Origin of the sequence: Streptomyces sp. SS1-1 (assembly GCF_008973465.1) — a bacterium.
Classification (GTDB): Bacteria; Actinomycetota; Actinomycetes; order Streptomycetales; family Streptomycetaceae; genus Streptomyces.
Genome location: NZ_WBXN01000004.1, coordinates 349,066 through 368,291 on the forward strand (window position 1 = coordinate 349,066; position 19,226 = coordinate 368,291).

Sequence of the window (19,226 nt, forward strand, 5' to 3'; positions counted from 1 at the left end):
AACGGTCCTGCCGCCCCGCTTCAGCGCGGCGGCAGGGTGGGGTGTCCGGTCAGCTGCTCAGCGCGGTGATCGTGAGGGTCGCGCGGTACGAGCCCTTCTCGACGCTGTCCGGGATCTTCAGGTCGAGGTCGGCGCCCAGCCGGGCACCGCCGCGCGGGTGGCCCTGCTCGGCGGAGGCGAGGCCCCGCGAGACGGACAGGCCCGCGCCCTGGTCGTCGTAGCCGGAGGCGACCGCGTTGGCGGCCGTGGCACCGGCTCCGGCGTCGAGGACGTACGGCTTCCAGCCGAGGTAGGAGCCGGAGAACTTCTTGCCAGCGTCCTTGAACTCGCTCACGTCGGCCGAGATCGACCAGGGGGCGAGCGTGCGGCGGCTGTCCGTCACGAGGAGGGGGTTGATCTTGCCGGCGGCCTCGAAGTGGTCGCCATTCTTCTCCTTGGCGGTGCCGAGGTCGACCAGGCCGTTGTAGCCGTCGATGGTCCAGCCGAACTCGCCGGGGGCCGCGTTCGGGACGTTGACCTGGAGCGACTGGCCGTCACCCTGGTAGGGGTGGACGGTGACCTTGTCGACCACGGAACCGACGGGCTTGTCGCCGGAGTTCGCGCAGGGGACGCTGCCGTTGTCCACGGAGGGGTTCGGCGTGGCGCAGGTGCCGGAGCGCAGGTTCTCCAGGACGAGCTTGTCGGACCTGACCTTGACCCGGACGTAGGAGCGGACGTGCTCCTGGTTCTCCACCGAGTTGAACCAGAAGTTGTCCTTGTTCAGCGGGTCGGGGCCGTTGCCCTGGACGCCCGTGCCGGTGCCGTCGGGCTTCTTGAGGTCGTAGTACTTCGAGCCCGAGGCCGAGTTGGCGGTGACGTAGATGACGCCGCCGGGGCCGGGGTAGACCTCGGCCTGGCCGGGCTGCTCCTCGGGGTTGGCCTTCTGGCCGTTCTTGATGGCGTAGCTGCGGGAGTAGCTGTGGTCGTGGCCCTGCAGCACCATGTCGATGCCGAGGTCGGAGAAGGCCGTCGTGAAGTCCTTGCGGCGGTCCTTGTTGCCCTGGTCGAGGGAGTGGCTGGCGGGCGAGTAGATGGAGTGGTGGTAGACCAGCACCTTCCACTTGGCTTCCGAGCCGTGCTTCTTGATGACGTCGGTGATGTAGCCGACGTGCTGGGCGTCCTTGGTGTCGCTCTGGGCGTTGCTGTTGATGTCGATGAACAGCACGTCCTTGTGGATGAACCAGTAGTCGCCGCCCGACCGGGTCGCCGCGTTGCTGTCGTAGTACGCGTCGGACTTGTCGGTGTTGGGCGTGAAGTGGTGCTGCTCGTAGGACTTGCCGCCGACGTCGTGGTTGCCGATGGTGGCGGCGAGGGGGACCTGGCGGAGCTGGTCGGGGGCCAGGAACGACTTCCACTGGTTCTCGTCGTTGGCGCTCTCGACGTGGTCGCCGCCGGACACGAGCAGTTCCGCGTCGGGGTTGGCCTCGGTCGCCACCTTGAGGGTGTCGGCCCAGCCCGCGCCGTCCTTCTGCGCGTCGCCGCTGGAGCCGATCTGCGGGTCGCCGAGGAAGAGGAAGTCGTAGTCGCCCTCGAAGTCCCGCGTCTTGAAGGTGTACGTCGGGGACCAGGCGCCCTCGCCGCCGACCCGGTAGGAGTAGGCGACGTTCTCCTTGAGGCCGGTGATCGTGGCGTGCCGGTTGTAGCCGCCGCTGGAGGCGATGTTGGCGCCGCCGGTGGCCGCGAAGGTGGCCGCGTCGGCCGGGAACCGGCCGTCGACCAGGGTGGCGGTGGGGGCGACCTGGAGCTGCTGCGGGGTGTCCGCCGCGGAGTACCAGGTGACGATCCGCTGGGTCTCGTCGGCGCCCACGCCGAGGATGACGCCGGACAGGTCGGCGGAGCCGGCCGCGGCGGCCGGAGCCGCACCGCCGGCGCCGAGGGCCATGGTCAGCCCCAGCACGGCCGTGGCGGCACCGCCGGCGACACGGCGTCGCGCGGCGCGGTCGGTCTGCGTCGTTCTACTGCTCGATCTCATGGGTTCTTTCGTTCCTTATGCATGCATGAATGCACGGATTGGAGGTCTGTACGATCACCGGGCGGCGTGAACCGGAGGGAAACGATCCGGCGGTGTTGGTTGAACGTCCCGCCAAACAGGGGCTTCAGAGCCCCGCGAGCCGCTGCGCGAACCACGTCAGACCCATGACGGCCACGCCCGCCGCGACCAGTCCCGTCGCCCGGCGCCCGGCGCGCGGGGACCGGCGCCGCAGGACGGCCAGCGCCGGGAAGAGCAGCCCGACGATCGCCAACTGCACCGCCTCTATACCGAGGTTGAACACCAGCAGCGACCACAGAAGGGTCCACGACCACGCCGCCTCGATGCCGAGCGCGCCCGCGAACCCGAGGCCGTGCACCAGACCGAAACAGAAGACGACGCCCAGCCGCGTCCAGCCGGCCCGGTCGAGCCGGAGGTGACCGGTCCCGCCCGGCTCCCGGGACTCAGGAGCCCGGTCGTCGCGCCGGGCGAGCCGCCACAGGTGCCAGCCCGCGACGACGGCGATGGACAGGGCGATGACGGGTTCCACGACACCGGCCGGGACCTCGACCAGGCCGAGGGCGGCGAGCAGGAAGGTCACTGAGTGCGCGAGCGTGAACGCGGTGGCGGTCAGGACGACTTCGCGCGGCGAGCGCGATCCCGCGATGAGCGCGAGCAGGAACAGGATGTGGTCGATCCCGGTCAGCAGATGCTCGGCGCCCAGGCGGAAGAACTCCCAGAACCTCTGGTACCAGCTCTGGCCGACCAGGAAGGAGGGATGCGCGGCGTCGAGGGCCGCGCTGCCGGTGAGCCCGTCGACCGCGTACGTGACGATCGTCTTGGTGCCCTTGACGTACTGCTCCGCGTCGGGGAACAGCGTGCTGCGCACCTCCAGTCCCGCGTCGCCGCCCGGGCAGGTCCAGTCAAGGGTCAGGACGGCGTAGGGCGCGCCGTCGCGCCGGGTCGTCGTGAAGCCGCCGTGCCGGCGCGGGACGCAGGGGCGGCCGTCGGAGGAGAGCGTGAAGCGGCCGGTGACATAGCCGACGGCCGCGTCGGCGTGGGCGTCGAGCACGGCGGCCCGGCCGCGGGCGTCCCCGGACTCGAAGGCGGCGGTGCCCTGCCGGAAGAGGGCGTCGTCGTGGGCGGCGTCGGCCGCGGACACGACGAGGAGGTCGTACTCGAGCGCGACGGTCGTACGGGGACGGCCCGCGTCGTTCTCCTTGACGTCGGCGTAGGCAGTGGACGCGAAGCCGTGCGCGTGGGCCGGCGCGCCGGTGCCGACGAGGGCGACGACGGCCGCGCACAGGGCGATGAGGATGCGGCGAACCCGCTGTGACATGGTGCTCCTTCAGGTTTCCGGAGCACCGTGCGGGGCGCGGGTGAACAACGCGGGACCACGCGGCGAAGCGTCGGACAACAAGCCGTGCGCCGGGCCGCGAGAGGGCCTTTCGGGGGTGCGGGGCAGCGCAGGATGGGCGCGGCACCATCCGTCATCGCTCCGAGGGACGATCGTCTTGCGCCCACCGCTCGTCTTGCGTTCGCCACGCCCCCTGTCCGCCTCGCGCGTTTCGCGTGCACCGCTTCCGCTGCGGGCCGCCGTGGCGCTGGCCGCCGTCGCCGCCCTGGCCACCGGGTGCGCGTCGGCCGACGCCTGGTCGGGGCCGCACGCCTCCCCCACGCCCGTCGGCGCCCTCGCCCCCGGGTTCGTCGACCCGTCCGCGTCCCCCACGCCCGAGGCCACCGTGACACCGCGGCCGGGCTCCTGGGACGACGTGCATCCGCCCACGGGCTACCGCGTGGTCCTGGTCACCGCCGGCGACGACCGGCCGACCACGGCACTCGTGACCGCCGTACGGGACTGGGCGAAGGAGGAGGACGTCGATCTGCGCACGGTGACCGCCGACGATCCCACCCGTCATGTCGCCGCGCTCACCCGGGCCATGGACATGGACCCCGACCTCGTCGTCACCGCGGGCAACGACCTGGTCGACCCGCTCGCCGCGGTCAGCCCCAGCCATCTCGACCAGCGATTCCTGGTCGTTGGGGCCGAGTTGGCCGAGCCGACGGAGAACGTGACGGCCGCCGACTGGACCGGGGCGTCCTTCCGCGGCGAGGGGCTCGGGATGTCCTCGGCGTACGACGCCCGCTCGTTCACCGCCGCGCGCTGCGCCGCCGCCGTCCGGGCGGGCGTGGCGGCCGTGCTCAACGACCTGACCGGGATCGTGCTCTGGCTGGACGACGTCAAGTAGGGCGCCCCTGGGGGGCGGTGGGGGTGGCGGTGGCGGTGGTCGCGTTGTACCGGGAAGAGCCGTGGCTCCCGCCGGCGCGCGGCCGGGCCGTCGCCGCACGATCCGCACGAGCGGCCCGACGGGACGGTTCGTCGACCCGTGACCGGCGTGGTCAGGCCTGCGCGGTCGGGCGGACGACAATCTCGCTGACGTCGACGCCCTCGGGCTGCTCGATGGCGTACCCGATGGCCGAGGCGACGGCCGACGGGGGCATGGCGATCTCGTCGCGCTGCCTGACCATGGCGGCGGCGGCCTCGGGGGCGGCGCCCTTGCCGACGCCCTCGGTGTGCGTGAACCCGGGCGAGACGAGGGTGACCCGCAGGTCGGGCCCCGACTCCTGGCGCAGCCCTTCCGTGAGCACCTTCACGGCCGTCTTGGTGGCCGCGTAGACGCCCTGCGGGCTCTTCACGACGTACGCCGCCGTCGAGCCGACGTTGACGAACTGGCCGGAGCGCTGCCGGCGGAAGACGGGCAGGGCGGCCCCGATGCCGTTGAGCAGGCCGGTGATGTGGGTGGCGACCATGGCGTCCCAGTCGTCCTGGCGCAGGTCGTCGAACGGGGAGACGGCCATCGTCCCGGCGTTGGAGACGAGCACGTCGAGCCGTCCGTACCGCTCGACGGCCGTGTCCGTGAGGCGGCGGAGGTCCTCGCGGCGTGTGACGTCCACGACGACGCCGACGGCGGTGCCGCCCCTCGCCGTGATGCCGTCGACGACGGCGTTCAGCCGGTCCTCGCGCCGCGCTCCGAGGACCAGCCGGGCGCCCCGCTCGGCGAGGTGGGCGGCGGTCGCCTCCCCAATACCGCTGCTGGCTCCGGTGATGGCGACGACCTTGCCCTCGATACCCGACATGATCAGCGTCCTTTCGCGGGTGTGCGCAGGTCACGCCAGGTGACCTACAGTGAAACGGAGGCGCCTCCGGTTCACCCAGCCTAAGTGGGGGCGCCCCCGTTTAACAAGCGAGGGCTTTCGAAGGGGAGGACGACCACCGATGAGCGAAGGAGCGCGGAGGCCGCTGCGGGCGGACGCACAGCGCAACAGGGACAAGATCCTCGCCGCCGCCGTGCGCGCGTTCACCACGGAGGGCCTGGACGCCCACCTGGAACACATCGCGAAGGAGGCGGGGGTGGGCAGTGCCACGCTGTACCGCCACTTCCCCACCCGCGAGGCCCTGATCGAGGCCGTCTACCGCAACGAGGTGGCACAACTCTGCGACGCCGCTCCCGCGTTGCTCGCCGAGAAGGCCCCCATGGACGCGCTGCGCGCCTGGACGCGCCTCTTCCTCGACTACGTCACCGCCAAGTACGGCATGATCGACGCGCTGCGCTCGATCGCCGCCACCGGCGCCAACCCGTACGGCCACAGCCGGGAGTTGATCCGGACGGCCATCGCCCTCCTCATGGACGCCTGCGCGGACGCCGGGGCGATCCGCCGCGACATCCCGCCGTCCGACATCGCCGCCGCCCTCGAAGGCATCGCCTCCACCTCGGCGGGCGCGGACCACCGGGAGCAGGCGGAGCGGCTGCTCGACCTCACCCTGGACGGCCTCACGGTCGGCGCCTGAGAGGCCGGAGACCCACCGCGCCCCCGCTCGACGCCATCTCTGTCAGAAGCATTGACAACGATGTCAGCAGCGTGATCTAGTCCCCAGCGATCCAGTCGGATGCCACTGATCGCCGGTCAAGCGCGCGCGTGGAGAGGTGACTTCGGCGTGACGGACGTGGCCGAGGAACAGGAGACCGCCTTCATGCACAGATCCCTGCACCATCGACTACGTGAGCGCGCGTCGACGGTGTTCGCCGCCCTCCTCGTCACCGGCGCCGCCCTGAGCCCGGCGCCGGCCGTCGCCCAGGACCGTGCGGACACCGCCGCGCTGACATCGCTGGTCAACCCGTTCATCGGCACGCAGAACTTCGGCAACACCTTCCCCGGCGCGAGCGCCCCCTTCGGCATGGTCCAGGTCAGCCCGGACACCGGCGGCCAGGGCGGCTACGACTACCAGCAGGACAGGATCTACGGCTTCAGCCAGACCCATCTCTCCGGCGTCGGCTGCTCCGTCATGGGCGAACTGCCGCTGATGCCGACGACCGGCGCCGTCGACCGCGTGGACGCCGACTCCTACCGCTCGACGTACTCTCACGACGACGAGGACGCCGAACCCGGCTACTACCGCGTCGGGTTGAAGACGTACGGCATCGACGCCGAGCTGACCGCCACCCGGCGCACGGGCTGGCAGCGGTACACCTTCCCGGAGACCGGCCGCGCCAACGTCCTGTTCAACACGGGCAAGGCCAACCAGCGGGTGTACGGCTCGGAGGTCCACGTCGTCGGCGACCGCACCGTCGAGGGGCGGGTCGAGGCGGGCAACTTCTGCGCGGGCAAGGACCGGCACACCGTCTACTTCACCGCGACCTTCGACCGGCCCTTCGCCTCGCACGGCACCTGGCGCGGCAGCACCCCGGCGCCCGGCGGGCGCGACGCCGCCGGTGAGGGCGGCAACGGCGCCTGGGTGACCTTCGACGCCGGCACCGACCGGGACGTCGTCGTCAAGGTCGGGCTGTCGTACACCGGCCTGGAGGGCGCCCGGAAGAACCTGAAGGCCGAGACGGGCGACTCCTACGACTTCGACGCCACCCGGGCGGCGCTGCACGCCACGTGGGAGAAGCAGTTGGAGGCGGTCCGGGTCACGGGCGGCCCGGCGGAGCGGCAACGCGCCTTCTACAGCGCGCTCTACCACGCTCAGCTGCACCCGAACCTCGCCGGAGACGTCGACGGCCGCTACGCCGGATTCGACGGCAAGACGCACACCGCGTCGGACTTCACCCCGTACCAGAACCTGTCGCTGTGGGACACGCACCGGCCGCAGAACCAGTTGCTGCAGATGCTTCAGCCGAAGGTCGCGCGGGACGTGGCCCTGTCGGTCGTCGCGATCGGGCGGGACGGCGGCTGGCTGCCCCGCTGGTCGCTCGCCAACAGCGAGACCAACATCATGACCGGCGACCCGGTCACCCCGTTCCTGGTCGAGGCGTGGTCCAAGGGCCTGCTGAAGGGCTACGAGAAGGAGGCGTACGCCCTCCTGCGGAAGAACGCGACGAGCACGCCGCCGGACGGCTCCCCCTACAACGGCCGTGCCGGCGTGGCGGATTATCAGCAGCGCGGCTACATCCCGAGCGGGCTGGAGCTCGGCAAGGACTGCGCGGACAAGGGCGGTGACAACGACTGCGTCCATCCCGCGTCGGCGACCATGGAGTACGCGGCGGCGGACGCGTCGCTGGCCCTGATGGCCAAGGCCCTCGGCCACACCGCGGACGCCCGGATGCTCGCGGCCCGCGGCCAGTGGTACCGCAACCTGTGGGACTCCTCCATCGGGCAGTTCCGGCCGCGCACCAAGGACGGCACGTGGCTGACGCCGTACGACCCGGTCGAGGCCGGTCACCAGTTCCATGAGGGCGGCGCCTACCAGTACCAGTGGCTGGTGCCCCAGGACCCGGCCGGTCTGGTGTCCCTGATGGGCGGCAGGAAGGCCACCGAGAAGCGGCTCGACGCCTTCTTCGCCTACGACAAGCTGCTCGCGGACCCGGCGGGGACCGCCCGCGAGGACTGGATCTCCGCGCCGTACGACTACTACGGCAAGCCGACCTACAACCCGAACAACGAGCCCGACCTGCACTCCCCGTACATGTACCTGTGGGCGGGCGCGCCCGCGAAGACGGCCACCGTGGTCCGCGCCGCGATGACGCTGTTCACCGACGGGCCCGACGGCATGACCGGCAACGACGACCTGGGCACGATGTCCGCCTGGTACGTCTTCTCCTCGCTGGGCCTGTACCCGACGACGAACGGCGGCGGCTTCCTCGCGGTGTCCAGCCCGCAGTTCCCCTCGGCACAGATCCGCATCGGCTCCTACGGGAAGCTGCAGGGCGGCACGCTCACCGTCAAGGCGCCCGGCGCGAGCGACAGCCGGCGCTACGTCGAGCGGGCCACCTTCGACGGGAAGGACCTGCGGGCCACTTGGCTGGACTGGGACGCGGTCGCCGGCGGCGGCAGGCTGTCGTTCGCGATGAGCACGAAGCCGTCGGCGTGGGGCACCGGCAAGGGCGCCGAGCCGCCGTCCGTGAACCGTGCGGCGGCCGACTCCCGCCGGCACCTCGACGCCGCGCTGCGCACCAGCGCCGACGTGGTCCCGACGGCGGACCGTGCGCAGAGCGTCCGCCTCCAGCTGGACGTGCTGGGCCAGTCCCCCGGCACCCTGCGCGTGGACGTCGACGCGAAGGCCCCGAAGGGCTGGACCGCGAGGACGTCCCCGTCCCTCTCGCTCGCCTCGCACCGGCTTCCCGTGCAGCGCACGGCGACCGTGGACGTGGGCGTGCCCGCCGGGACCGCGCCGGGCACGTACGCCGTGCGGATCACCGCGGCCGCGAAGGCCGCCCAGGGCGTGAAGGCCGTGGAACGCACGGCGACCGTCGAGGTCCGCGCGGCGGCGCACTGCGCGCCGGGCGCCGGGGACGTGTGCGCCGTCGACCTGGCCAAGGAGGCGAACCACGACGGCACCGCGACCGTCGCCGCGCCCGACGAGGGCGACTTCGACGGAGGCGGCTGGAGCTACGACGCCGGCCTGCTGCCGAAGGCCGGTCCGGTGGTCTGGGACGGCGTCGCCTATGACGCTCCCGGCCCGTCGGGGACGGCCCCGAACTTCGTGGAGACCCGCGGCCAGGCCATGCTGCTCCCCGCCGGCTCGTACGGCACGCTGCGCCTGGTCGCCGCGTCCCACCACGGCCCGGTGTCCACGGCCCTCACCGTCCGCTACACCGACGGAAGCACCGCCGAGGTACCGGTGACCGTGGGCGACTGGGCGGGCTCCACCCCGCAGGGCAGCACCGTCGTCCTGGAGATGCCGCACCGCATCAAGCACGGGCAGGGCGTCGACGGCCCGCCGGTCCGCCTGTTCGGGACGTCGGCGAAGCTGGACGGCTCCAGGACCGTGCGTTCCGTGGGACTGCCGAACGATCCGCGCGTGCAGATCTACGCGCTGACGCTCGGGTAGAAGTCCCACCCGTACGCCCGCCCCGGCGCCGCCGGGGCGGGCGTACGGCTGTCTCCTGTGCCGGACACGCCGCCCGCCCGGTGCGGGACAGGTGTGCGGCGGCCCCGCACGGTGTAGTACGCCTGGACGGTCCGAGGTTCTTGCCGATCCGTCAGGAGACGCCGATGTCCCCGCAGTCCGTTCGCCGTGTCATGCCCGTCTTCCGGTCGGAGGCCGTGGAGGAGAGCCGGGAGTTCTACGGCCTGCTCGGGTTCGAGGAGGTCATGAACCACGGCTGGATCATGACGCTGGCCTCGCCGTCGAACCCCGCGATCCAGATCAGCGTCATGACCCGCGACAAGACGGCCCCGGTCACCCCCGACGCGAGCATCGAGGTCGACGACGTCGACGCGGCGTACGCCGCCATGCGGAACAGCGGCGCGGAGATCGTCCATCCGCTGCAGGACGAGGAGTGGGGCGTGCGGCGGTTCTTCGTCCGTGACCCCAACGGCCGTGTGATCAACGTCCTCAGCCACCGCTGAGGCGTCGGCGCGACGGCCGGTCAGCCCCGTGCGCCGCGGGCCGTCGCGCCGCCCGCCGCCGCGCGCTCGGCGCGCTGCGGGACCGACGCGATGGGGAGGTCGCGGAGCGCGAGCGCGGCGGGGGGCGGCAGCGGCCGGGCGGCCGCCCCGCCGGCCCGGAACGACTGGAGCAGGTAGGCCACCAGGCGCCGGGAGGCCGCGCGGTCGTCCGGCAGCGCGGTCACCAGTCCGCAGTGGGCGAGCAGGACGACGGCCAGGTCGGACGGATGGAAGTCGGCCCGCAGCTCGCCCGCCGCCTGGGCCCTGCGGACGAGGGCGGTGAAGGCACGCTCGGCCTGTTCCCTGGCCTGGGCCTGCTCCGCGGTGCTCTGCGGAAACGCCCCGAGGAACGCGGCCGGGAACCCACGCTCCTCCCGTTGCAGCTCGCACACGGTCTCGACCAGGCGCTGGAAGCCCTGCCACGGGTCGGGCTCGTCCAGTGCGTCGGTGAGCGCCCGCGCACAGGTCTCCATCTGCCGTCGGTAGGCGCCTTCGACCAGGGCGTCCCGTGTCGGGAAGTGCCGGTACAGCGTGGCCACTCCGACTCCGGCCCGGCGGGCCACGGTGGCCATGGGGGCGTCGATGCCGTGCTCGGCGAAGACGGCGCGGGCGGCCGCCAGGACACGCTCGCGGTTGCGCCGGGCGTCCGCCCGCGCCCCGGCCGTTGCCCGGCCCCGGGCCGCGATCCGAGAGGATTCACCCATCACTGTCTCTCGCTTCCGCCTCAAACGGACGATGTCGTCCGTTTACGAGCCTACCGTCGGCGTCGGAAGCCCGTACGACCACGGCAGCGGAGGCAGGACATGGACGACCGCATGATGAAGGCAGTGCTCTACGACCGCTACGGCGGCCCCGACGTGCTCTACGTGGGCCGGGTGCCACGGCCCGAACCGGCCGCCGGGGAGGTGCTGGTGAAGGTGCACGCGTTCAGCGTCAACGGCGGCGAGCTGTCGGCGCGCGCCGGCCGGCTCCGCCTGCTGACCGGCCGTTCCTTCCCCCGGCGGGTCGGCCTGGACTTCACCGGTGAGGTCGCCGCCCTGGGCACCGGGGTCACCGGCTGGCCGGTGGGCGACCGCGTCTGGGGCGTCCTGGGCCGCACCTCGGGATTCGGCAGCGCGGCCGAGTACGTGACCGTGCCAGCCGCGCGGATCGGACGGGTCCCGGACGGACTGGACCTGGTGGACGCGGCCTCGCTGCCGGTCGCCACGACGGCCGTCACCGCGCTGCGCGACAAGGCGCGGCTGCGGCCCGGCGAACGGCTCCTGGTGCGGGGCGCGGCGGGAGGCGTCGGCAACGCGGCGGTCCAGCTGGGACGGGCGTACGGCGCCGAGGTCACCGCGCTCGCCCGGCCCGCCGGCCATGACTTCGTCCGGGGGCTCGGGGCGCACGAGGTGGTGGACCACCGGAGTGTGGAACCGGCGGAGCTGGGCCGCTTCGACGTGGTCGTGGACACGGTGGGCACCGCCCTGCGGGCCCATCGGCGTCTGCTCGGTCCCGGCGGGCGCATGGTCACCATCGCGTTCGACCTGAGCCGGCCCGTCAGGTCGCTCGGCTATGTCGCGGCCAGCGCGCTCCACGGCCGCGGCCGGGTCCGCTTCTTCAGCGGCGATCCCCGGCGGCGGGACATGGACGACCTCGCCCGTCTCGTGACCGAGGGCAGCCTGCGCCCGGCGGTGGACACCGTCTTCCCGCTGGACCGGACGGCGGCGGCCCACCGCGCGCTGGAGGCGGGCGGAGTGCGCGGGAAGTACGTGGTCAGGGTCGTGTGACCCCCTCCGTGCGGGGGCGCGCCTCGCCGGGGTCAGGAGGCGCGCCGGAAGACCGCGGCCGGTCCGATGACTCCGGGGCCGAACTTGTCCCGGACGCGGTCGACGGCGTCCTCGGCGACCAGCCGCGCCTCGCGGGCGTCGTCCAGGCTGATCTGCTGGGCGACCTGGTCGGCGCCGACGAGATCCGTGCCCTTGAGGGTCAGCCCGGTGAGGCGGCCGCGCTGGAGGCCGGCGGCGTCCATCAGCTGGTAGGCCACGGTCCGCAGGTCGTCGTCGTGCGCGGACACTTCGGGGAGGCGTCGGGTCCTCTCCCAGCCGCCGCCTCCGGCGAACGTCAGTTTCAGGGTGAGCGCGCGGGGGGCCTGGCCCCTGCGGCGCAGGAGCAGACCGAGCCGGACGACCAGGTCGAGGAGGGCGGCGCGGACGGCGGCGCCGTCCAGGGCGTGCCGGTCGAAGGTGTGCCGGACGGACGCCGTCGGGGGCAGCCCGCGCGGGACGACGGGGCGCGGGTCGATGCCGTGCGCCCGGTCGACCGCCGTACGGCCCGCACGGCCCCCGAGCAGGCGGTGCACGGTGGCGGGCGGCACGGCGGCGAGCAGGCCGACGCTGTGGACGCCGTACGCGCGCAGCGCCTCCGCCTGCCGGGGGCCGATGCCGTGCAGGGCGTCGACCGGCAGCGCCCCGAGCCAGGCGGTGACCTCGTCGGGGTGGACGGCCAGGACGCCGCCCGGCGCGGGGACCTGGGCGGAGGCGGTGGCCGCGACCGTGATCGACGGCCCGATGCCGACGCGGACGTCGACGCCCAGCCGGGAGAGGGTGCGCACCCGCAGGACCTCGCCCAGGCGCCGGGTGTCGGTGCCGTGGTAGCGCAGGGCGCCCCTCAGTTCCACCAGGGCCGCGGAGGGGGGCAGGGCCTGGACGACCGGGGACAGCTCCGACAGTTCCTCCAGCACCCGCCGGTAGGTCTCCTCCCCCAGCCGCTCCGGGCACCGCACGTGCATCACCGTCGAGATCTTGCGCGCCGGTCCGTCCGTCGTCATGGTCCCACCTCCCGCACTCACCCCTTCACGGTATCGAACAAAAAATCGAACACGCGAGGGCGCACACCGTGGATCTTGAGCATAGAATCAAAAATGTGTTCGATGACCTGCCGCCCGACCTGGACCGACTGCGCACCCTGCGCGTCTGGCACGCCCTCTGGGTCCAGCGCATCGACGCCAAGATCGCGGCCCTGCAGCGGCGGCATGCCGAGGAGGAGAACGGCCGGCGGCGCCGCCCCGCACCCCCGGAGTGGATCGTCGAGCTCGGCATCGGCGCCGACCGGTCCCCGGTCCAGGTCCATGCCGGCGACTGCCACATGGCGGGACAGCGGCGCCGGGCCGTGAGCCGGGACGAGGCGCGCCGGCTGCTCGCGACGGGGCTGGAGGGGTGCAGCCACTGCGAGCCGGCCGCGCGGCTGCACATCATCGAGTGAGAGCCGGGTTCCGGTACGCGGAGGGGGCGGGTACCCGACGGCGGGATCGGCGAGACCGGAGGGCGTCGGCGCGCGAAGGCGGGGTGACCGGCGGGCGCGCGAACCGACGACCGGCATGTGCGTGAGAAGCGCCGCCGGACGCCGATGGAATAAGGCTTCCGTGACGCCTTCGAAACGCCGATGTTTCAGCCGCGTAAGAAGTCCCGTGGAATGACCGGGGAATTGGCGCCCACGACGATGTCATACCGGATTCTCACCCTTCCCATAGGGGGCACTTCGGCCGCACCGCGCCCCGCGACCCCATGGGAATCGCGGCCAGAAGGCCGCATGTCACCGGCTGTTCGCGGCCACGTCACCTCCTTTACAAGGCTCGACAGCTGGTGATCAGATTCGGCTCGATCACCAGCTGTGGAGGCATTGTTGAGGAATTCATCCATACGAAGATCCGCCGTATCCGTCGCCGTGGCGGTCGTGGCCGGACTGATAACCGCTCCAGCGGCGGCCGGCGCTCCACCCGGCGCCCCGCCGCTCAACCCGGCAGGACAGGGCGGCGCAAAGGACGCGCCTCTCTCGGTGACGCTGATCACCGGCGACAAGGTGACGGCCATTCAGCGCTCCGGCGGTGCGGTCGCCGTGACCGATGTGCAGCGGGCATCGGGGGCCAGGGGCTCGGTGCGGGTGGCGTTCGAGAACGACGACACCTACGTGTATCCCGATGAGGCGATGCCGTACATCGCGACCGGCCGGCTGGACCGCCAACTGTTCAACGTCACGCGGTTGGTGGCGCAGGGCTATGACGACGCCCACACCGGCGCACTGCCTCTGATCGTCACTCAGTCCGAGGCGGCCGTCGCCCACCGGAGCCGTGCCGCCGAGGGCGCGCTGCCGTCCGGTGCGACGCTGCCCGGCGCGAAGGCCGCCCGGGAACTGCCGTCCATCAACGGTGCCGCCGTCAAGGCGCAGCGGTCCAAGGCCGCCACCTTCTGGTCGGCACTCACCGACACCCCCTTCCGTGAGGCCGAGCGGTCGGCGTCCGGGAAGGCCGGGGCGACGGGCCGAGCGGCGGTGCCGTCGTTCGCCGAGGGCGTCGACGAGGTCTGGCTCGACGCCAAGGCGAAGGGCGCCATGGCGGAGACGAACGCGCAGATCGGTACTCCCGAGGTGTGGAAGGCGGGAGGCACGGGCGCGGGCGTGCGGGTCGCCGTCCTGGACACCGGGGTGGACTTCACCCACCCGGACCTTGCCGGTCGCGTCGTGGCGTCCCGCAGTTTCGTCCCGGGCCAGGAGGTCGTCGACCGCCATGGCCACGGCACCCACACCGCGTCCACGATCGGCGGGACCGGCGCCGCCTCCGGTGGCAGGGAACGGGGGGTCGCCCCGGGTGCCGAGCTGATCGTGGGCAAGGTGCTCGGAAACAACAACGCCGGCGCCATCTCGGGAATCATCGCGGGCATGGAGTGGGCCGCACGGACCGAGCACGCCAAGGTCATCAACATGAGCCTGGGCACGGCGTCGTGGCACACCCAGGACGATCCCCTGAGCCAGGCGGTGAACAGGCTGACCGCCGAGACGGGCGCGCTGTTCGTCGTCGCAGCGGGCAACTCGGCCAGTCCCACTCCCTACAGTCTGAGCGCGCCGGGCACCGCGGACGCCGCGCTGACCGTCGGCGGGGTGGACTCCTCCGACGCCCTGGCCTCGTTCTCCACCCTCGGCCCGCGGCTGGGCGACGACGCCATGAAGCCCGACCTGACCGCCCCGGGCGTCAACGTGCTGGCCGCGAACTCGCAGCAGGCACCGGGCGCTTCCCTGGGCGACTACCAGGAGCTCAGCGGCACCTCCATGGCGGCGCCCCACGTCACCGGGGCGGCGGCACTGCTCGCGCAGAAGCATCCGGAGTGGACGGGTCAGCGGATCAAGGACGCGCTGATGAGCACCAGCGCGCCGACCCCCGACTACACCCCCTACCAGGCGGGCTCCGGGCGTCTGGACGTCGCCGCCGCCTACCGTGACGAAGTGATCGCGACCGGTTCCGTGGACGCGGGACTGGTGCGCTGGTCGAAGGACCACCGACGCGATCCGGTGAAGCGACGGATCACGTACACCAACACCTCGAACAACGTTGTCACCTTGCGTCTCACGGTCGACCGCGGCGCTTCGCCCGCGGGTGTCTTCGCTCTGGGCGCCGATCACGTCGTGGTCCCGGCGCACGGCACGGCGACCGTCGACGTGGTCGCGGACCCGAAGGGCCTCGCGGCAGGCCAGTACGCCGCCCGGGTCACCGCGCGTTCGGCGACCGGCACCATGCACACGGCCGTGGGGATGTCCGTCGAGCCCGAGAAGTACGACCTGACGGTCCGCCTCAAGGACAGGGAGGGCCGACCCGTCAGCGGCGAGGTCGAGATCACCGGCGCCGACGGGGAGACCACCGTCATGTGGGTCCCGGACGGCAAGCTCACAAGCCGATGGGCTCCCGGTTCCTACACCGTCGTCTCCACCCTCGACGTCGAGGGCCGCAACGGCCCGCACTCCCTCGGCTACGCCCTGCTGACCGTGCCCGAACTCGACCTCACGGCCGACCGTGAGATCTCGCTGGACGCGTCACGGGTCCGCCAGGTCAAGGTGGACACACCCAAGCCCACGGTCGTCACGACGAGCCGGATCGACCTGTACCGCTCCTTCACCTCCGACGAGCCGGCACCCGGCGACGCACAGGCGCTGCACCAGGTCGTCATGCCCTCGCCCGAGTACGACAGCCTGTGGGCCCTCCCGACCGGCGGCAAGGTGCGGAAGGGCAGCTTCGTCTTCACCACCCGCGTCCGCGCCAAGCAGACCCCGGTGAGGATCGGCTACGGCGGGCACAGCCTCGACGAGACCGTGCTGGCGCAGCCGGGCTCCGGGGCGTTCCCGGACGGCACCACGCAGGTCGACGCCGTCTTCGCCGGCACGGGCCGGGCCTCCGACTACACGGGCCTGTCCGCCCGGGGCAAGGCCGTGGTGGTGCGAGCCGACAGCGCGGTCACACCGGTCGAGCGAAGCGCGGCCGCCCGTGAAGCGGGAGCGACGATGCTCCTCGTGGTCAACGACGCCGACGGGCGTCTGGCCGAGTGGTACGGCGCTCCGGACGGCTACACCACGGGCCTGCTCCCTGTCGCCTCGCTCACCGTCGACGAGGGCGCGGACCTGATCAAGAAGATCTCGTCGCCCGGGAAGACCAGGCTGAAGGTCGAGGCGCATCCCTCGCCGCAGTACCTGTACGACCTGGCCGACTACCACCGCGGGGGCATCCCCGACGATCCCTCGGCGGCGACGGACCCCGGCAGTCTCGCCCGTGTCGACAACGTTTTCGCCCCCACGGGCTCTGCCGAGCCGGCTCGGGAGAGCCGAGAGGACCAGCCGCCGTACGAGAGGTATCCGGCCGGATACCCCTACAACACCTATGGCGGACCGTCGTTGCAGTTCCCGCGGGAGCCGGTGGCACCCGGTACCCGCACCGACTGGGTGTCGGCGGACGTGCGATGGCAGCAGCACGTCACCGGCGTTCTGTCGGCCTACACCGACATCGTCAGCTACCGTCCCCGCAGCGAGCAGAGCGAACACTGGCACGGGCCGCTCATGCGGCCTCGTATGGTCGGCTTCGAGCTTCCTCACCGCTCGGGCGACTTCATCTACGGGAAGGTCACGGGCTTCGGCGACGGAGGGTCCGCCCACAGCGGCGACACCGGCGCGATGTCGCGAGAGTTCGCCCTGTACCAGGGCGACGAGAAACTGACACAGGGCGGTATGTACCCGGACCTCGGTGCGGGTGGCCTGGCGCCGCAGAAGCTCCCCTACCGGCTTGTCGTCGACACGCGGGGAAACACCGACATCACGCCGTACTCCTCCACCACGCACACCGAGTGGAGGTTCCGGTCCGGAGCCGTCGCGGACCAGGCCATCGCGCTGGTCCAGCTCGACTACGACACGGCGGTGGACCTGGACGGGCGTGCGAAGCGGACCTCCGCCTTCTCCGTCAAGCCCGTCGTCCTGGGCAGTGACGCCGCGAAGGACGCCGTCTCCTCGGTCCGTGTGGAGGTCTCCTACGACGACGGCGACACCTGGCAGGCACAGGACGTGAAGGAGAGCAAGGGCAGCTGGCAGGCGCGGCTCCACGCGCCCGCCCGCGCGCACTACGTGTCCGTCCGTGTCACCGCCGAGCAGCGCAACGGCGGAGGCATCACCCAGACCGTCACCCGGGCCTTCGGCCTGAAGTAGCCCCGATGTGCGGCCGGTGCATCCACCCCGGTGGGTGCGCCGGCCGCCGCGCACGGCACAGGGTGCTGACCGCCGGTTCCCGACGTTGTGATGCTTGGACGCCGGGAGGCATCGGTGATGGGGCTCCGCGCGCCGGATCACGGACGTCACCCATGGCCCGTGTCGCGACTCAGGCCGTCTGCCGGGACAGTTGCCGCAGAGCACGTGTCGTGGGCGACCCCGGGTCGGCGGTGATCAGGACGACCTCCTGGTCGTCCTCGGGCACGAGCAGGACGTCGCAGTTCAGCCGGAGCGGGCCGGCCTGGGGATGCTCGAAGGTCTTCGTGCGGTGGCCTGGGGCGTGCACCGGACGCGTCTGCCAGATCTGCCGGAACTCCTCGCTGCCCGCGTGCAGTGCGGCGAGCAGGGCCGTCAGCTCGGGGTCGTCCGGGTAGCGGTCGGCGGCCCGGCGCAGCCGCGCCACGACGATGTGCCCGAACTCCTCCGCCCCGGAGTCCGTGTACGCCGCTCCCTCCCCCAGGAACCGGCGCCGCGCCAGGTTGACCGGCCACCGGCCGGGGTCGCCGCCGAGCAGCGCCTGGGCCAGCGGGTTCCAGGCGACGACGCCGTACGCCGCGTCGGTGACGACGGCCGCGGTCAGCGGCAACCGCTCCAGCATCCGGGCCACGTGCGGGCGCACCTGCCGTACGGCGCGCCGGGCGGGCGGCGTGTCCGCCCCGGCCAGCCGGAACAGGTGGCCGCGCTCGGCGGGGGTCAGGCGCAGGGCCTGGGCCAGCCCGTCCAGGATCCGGGGCGACGGCCGCGGTCCCCGGGCCTGCTCGAGCCGTGTGTAGTAGTCGACGGACATGTGGGCGAGCTCGGCCAGCTCCTCGCGCCGCAGACCGGGTGTGCGGCGGGTGGCGCCCGTCGCCGGCAGCCCGACCTGGTGCGGGAGCAGGCCGGCCCGGCGGTCCCGCAGGAAGCGGGCGAGTTCCTGCCGCGCCATGCCACCTCCAGGGGCGTGCCTGGTACAACCTGTCCCTGGCTGGTGGCCCCGCGCCAGGGGAACGTAGTCGCCATGAACGATCGCACAGCTCTCGTCACCGGTGCCAACAAGGGCATCGGCCAGCACATCGCCCGGCTCCTCGCGGCCGAGGGCTTCACGGTGTACGTCGGCTCCCGCGACCCGGAACGCGGGCGGCGGGCCGTCGAGGAGATCGGCGGCACCGCCCGGCCGCTGACCCTGGACGTGACCGACGCCGGTACCGTCGAACGGGCCGCCTCCCGCGTCGACCGCCTGGACGTCCTGGTCAACAACGCCGGCATCTCACCGTCGCTCGCCCCGCCGAACGAGACCGGCGCCGAGGAGCTCCGGCGCGTCTACGAGACCAACGTGTACGGCGTGGTGACGGTGACCAACGCCTTCCTGCCCGCCCTGCGCCGGTCCCCGCACCCACGGATCGTGAACGTCTCCAGCGGTACGGCGTCGCTGACCTGGAGCACCCACCCCAACCCCCAGTTCACGCCGGGCAACGGGGCCGGCGCCGCGTACCGTTCCTCGAAGGCCGCGCTCAACGCGCTGACCGTCCTGTACGCGCAGACGCTGGCGGAGGACGGCTTCAAGGTCAACGCGCTCGCCCCCGGCCTGCGGGCCACCGATCTCAACCCGAGGGCAGCGGCGGGCGGCGACCCTGCCGAGGCAGCCCAGGGCGCCGTCCACCTGGCCCTGCTCCCGGACGACGGCCCCACGGGCGCCTTCTTCTCCTGGGACGGAACGTCTGTGCCCTGGTGACGCCCCCGGGCCCCCTTTCCACGCCCTTCCCGGTCAGCGGGTGCTGATGCAGAAGGGGTGCCC

At 72.5% G+C, this 19,226-nt stretch carries 14 protein-coding genes; 8 read left to right on the top strand and 6 right to left on the bottom strand.

Annotated elements, in window-relative coordinates:
• Window positions 1-49: 49 nt before the first annotated feature.
• Both F8R89_RS02595 and F8R89_RS02600 read right to left on the bottom strand, forming a co-directional pair.
• The gene (locus F8R89_RS02595; protein ID WP_151782407.1) at window positions 50-2,011 is read right to left on the bottom strand and encodes an FN3 domain-containing metallophosphoesterase family protein; all 1,962 of its coding nucleotides are present in this window, start codon (window positions 2,009-2,011) and stop codon (window positions 50-52) included.
• A gap of 124 nt (window positions 2,012-2,135) precedes the next feature.
• Window positions 2,136-3,347: a HupE/UreJ family protein gene (locus F8R89_RS02600; protein ID WP_151782408.1), complete on the bottom strand. Its 1,212-nt coding sequence runs from the start codon at window positions 3,345-3,347 to the stop codon at window positions 2,136-2,138.
• A 259-nt stretch (window positions 3,348-3,606) separates the two neighbouring features.
• Here F8R89_RS02600 and F8R89_RS02605 point away from each other — a divergent pair, with 259 nt between their 5' ends.
• On the top strand, window positions 3,607-4,257 hold the full coding sequence (locus tag F8R89_RS02605) for a hypothetical protein (protein ID WP_225994307.1): 651 nt from the start codon (window positions 3,607-3,609) through the stop codon (window positions 4,255-4,257).
• 151 nt (window positions 4,258-4,408) lie between these two features.
• On the opposite strand, the gene F8R89_RS02610 is transcribed toward F8R89_RS02605, so the two are convergent.
• Window positions 4,409-5,146: an SDR family oxidoreductase gene (locus tag F8R89_RS02610; protein WP_151782409.1), complete on the bottom strand. Its 738-nt coding sequence runs from the start codon at window positions 5,144-5,146 to the stop codon at window positions 4,409-4,411.
• Between the two features lie 139 nt (window positions 5,147-5,285).
• On the opposite strand from F8R89_RS02610, the gene F8R89_RS02615 reads away from it, so the two are divergent.
• The 3 genes from F8R89_RS02615 (at window position 5,286) to F8R89_RS02625 (ending at window position 9,859) form a co-directional block, all read left to right on the top strand.
• Entirely contained in the window at window positions 5,286-5,858 is a 573-nt protein-coding gene (locus tag F8R89_RS02615) for a TetR/AcrR family transcriptional regulator (protein WP_151782410.1), read from the top strand.
• 183 nt (window positions 5,859-6,041) lie between these two features.
• Window positions 6,042-9,338: a GH92 family glycosyl hydrolase gene (locus F8R89_RS02620; protein WP_151787964.1), complete on the top strand. Its 3,297-nt coding sequence runs from the start codon at window positions 6,042-6,044 to the stop codon at window positions 9,336-9,338.
• Between the two features lie 164 nt (window positions 9,339-9,502).
• On the top strand, window positions 9,503-9,859 hold the full coding sequence (locus F8R89_RS02625; protein WP_225994308.1) for a VOC family protein: 357 nt from the start codon (window positions 9,503-9,505) through the stop codon (window positions 9,857-9,859).
• Window positions 9,860-9,879: 20 nt separating this feature from the next.
• Here F8R89_RS02625 and F8R89_RS02630 read toward each other — a convergent pair whose 3' ends face one another.
• Window positions 9,880-10,602 carry a TetR/AcrR family transcriptional regulator gene (locus F8R89_RS02630; protein WP_151782411.1) on the bottom strand — a complete coding sequence of 241 codons (723 nt, stop codon included), beginning with the start codon at window positions 10,600-10,602 and terminating at the stop codon, window positions 9,880-9,882.
• A 99-nt stretch (window positions 10,603-10,701) separates the two neighbouring features.
• Between F8R89_RS02630 and F8R89_RS02635 the strand changes: the two genes are divergently transcribed.
• Window positions 10,702-11,667 carry an NAD(P)-dependent alcohol dehydrogenase gene (locus F8R89_RS02635; RefSeq protein WP_151782412.1) on the top strand — a complete coding sequence of 322 codons (966 nt, stop codon included), beginning with the start codon at window positions 10,702-10,704 and terminating at the stop codon, window positions 11,665-11,667.
• 32 nt (window positions 11,668-11,699) lie between these two features.
• Here F8R89_RS02635 and F8R89_RS02640 read toward each other — a convergent pair whose 3' ends face one another.
• Window positions 11,700-12,707, bottom strand: coding sequence for a hypothetical protein (locus F8R89_RS02640; RefSeq protein ID WP_151782413.1), 1,008 nt, complete (start codon window positions 12,705-12,707; stop codon window positions 11,700-11,702).
• 95 nt (window positions 12,708-12,802) lie between these two features.
• Between F8R89_RS02640 and F8R89_RS02645 the strand changes: the two genes are divergently transcribed.
• Entirely contained in the window at window positions 12,803-13,141 is a 339-nt protein-coding gene (locus F8R89_RS02645; RefSeq protein ID WP_151782414.1) for a DUF6233 domain-containing protein, read from the top strand.
• Between the two features lie 573 nt (window positions 13,142-13,714).
• Window positions 13,715-17,392 carry a S8 family serine peptidase gene (locus F8R89_RS02650; RefSeq protein ID WP_225994309.1) on the top strand — a complete coding sequence of 1,226 codons (3,678 nt, stop codon included), beginning with the start codon at window positions 13,715-13,717 and terminating at the stop codon, window positions 17,390-17,392.
• Between the two features lie 169 nt (window positions 17,393-17,561).
• On the opposite strand, the gene F8R89_RS02655 is transcribed toward F8R89_RS02650, so the two are convergent.
• A complete protein-coding gene (locus tag F8R89_RS02655; RefSeq protein WP_151782416.1) occupies window positions 17,562-18,377 on the bottom strand; it encodes a helix-turn-helix transcriptional regulator in 816 nt (271 codons plus the stop codon).
• A gap of 72 nt (window positions 18,378-18,449) precedes the next feature.
• On the opposite strand from F8R89_RS02655, the gene F8R89_RS02660 reads away from it, so the two are divergent.
• Window positions 18,450-19,163 carry an SDR family oxidoreductase gene (locus F8R89_RS02660; RefSeq protein WP_151782417.1) on the top strand — a complete coding sequence of 238 codons (714 nt, stop codon included), beginning with the start codon at window positions 18,450-18,452 and terminating at the stop codon, window positions 19,161-19,163.
• Window positions 19,164-19,226 lie beyond the last annotated feature (63 nt).

Coding starts and splice junctions, on each gene's coding strand:
- F8R89_RS02595 (WP_151782407.1), bottom strand. CDS start 2,011: ATGAGATCGAGCAGTAGAACGACGCAGACCGACCGCGCCGCGCGACGC.
- F8R89_RS02640 (WP_151782413.1), bottom strand. CDS start 12,707: ATGACGACGGACGGACCGGCGCGCAAGATCTCGACGGTGATGCACGTG.
- F8R89_RS02625 (WP_225994308.1), top strand. CDS start 9,503: ATGTCCCCGCAGTCCGTTCGCCGTGTCATGCCCGTCTTCCGGTCGGAG.
- F8R89_RS02600 (WP_151782408.1), bottom strand. CDS start 3,347: ATGTCACAGCGGGTTCGCCGCATCCTCATCGCCCTGTGCGCGGCCGTC.
- F8R89_RS02655 (WP_151782416.1), bottom strand. CDS start 18,377: ATGGCGCGGCAGGAACTCGCCCGCTTCCTGCGGGACCGCCGGGCCGGC.
- F8R89_RS02635 (WP_151782412.1), top strand. CDS start 10,702: ATGGACGACCGCATGATGAAGGCAGTGCTCTACGACCGCTACGGCGGC.
- F8R89_RS02620 (WP_151787964.1), top strand. CDS start 6,042: ATGCACAGATCCCTGCACCATCGACTACGTGAGCGCGCGTCGACGGTG.
- F8R89_RS02630 (WP_151782411.1), bottom strand. CDS start 10,602: ATGGGTGAATCCTCTCGGATCGCGGCCCGGGGCCGGGCAACGGCCGGG.
- F8R89_RS02615 (WP_151782410.1), top strand. CDS start 5,286: ATGAGCGAAGGAGCGCGGAGGCCGCTGCGGGCGGACGCACAGCGCAAC.
- F8R89_RS02610 (WP_151782409.1), bottom strand. CDS start 5,146: ATGTCGGGTATCGAGGGCAAGGTCGTCGCCATCACCGGAGCCAGCAGC.
- F8R89_RS02660 (WP_151782417.1), top strand. CDS start 18,450: ATGAACGATCGCACAGCTCTCGTCACCGGTGCCAACAAGGGCATCGGC.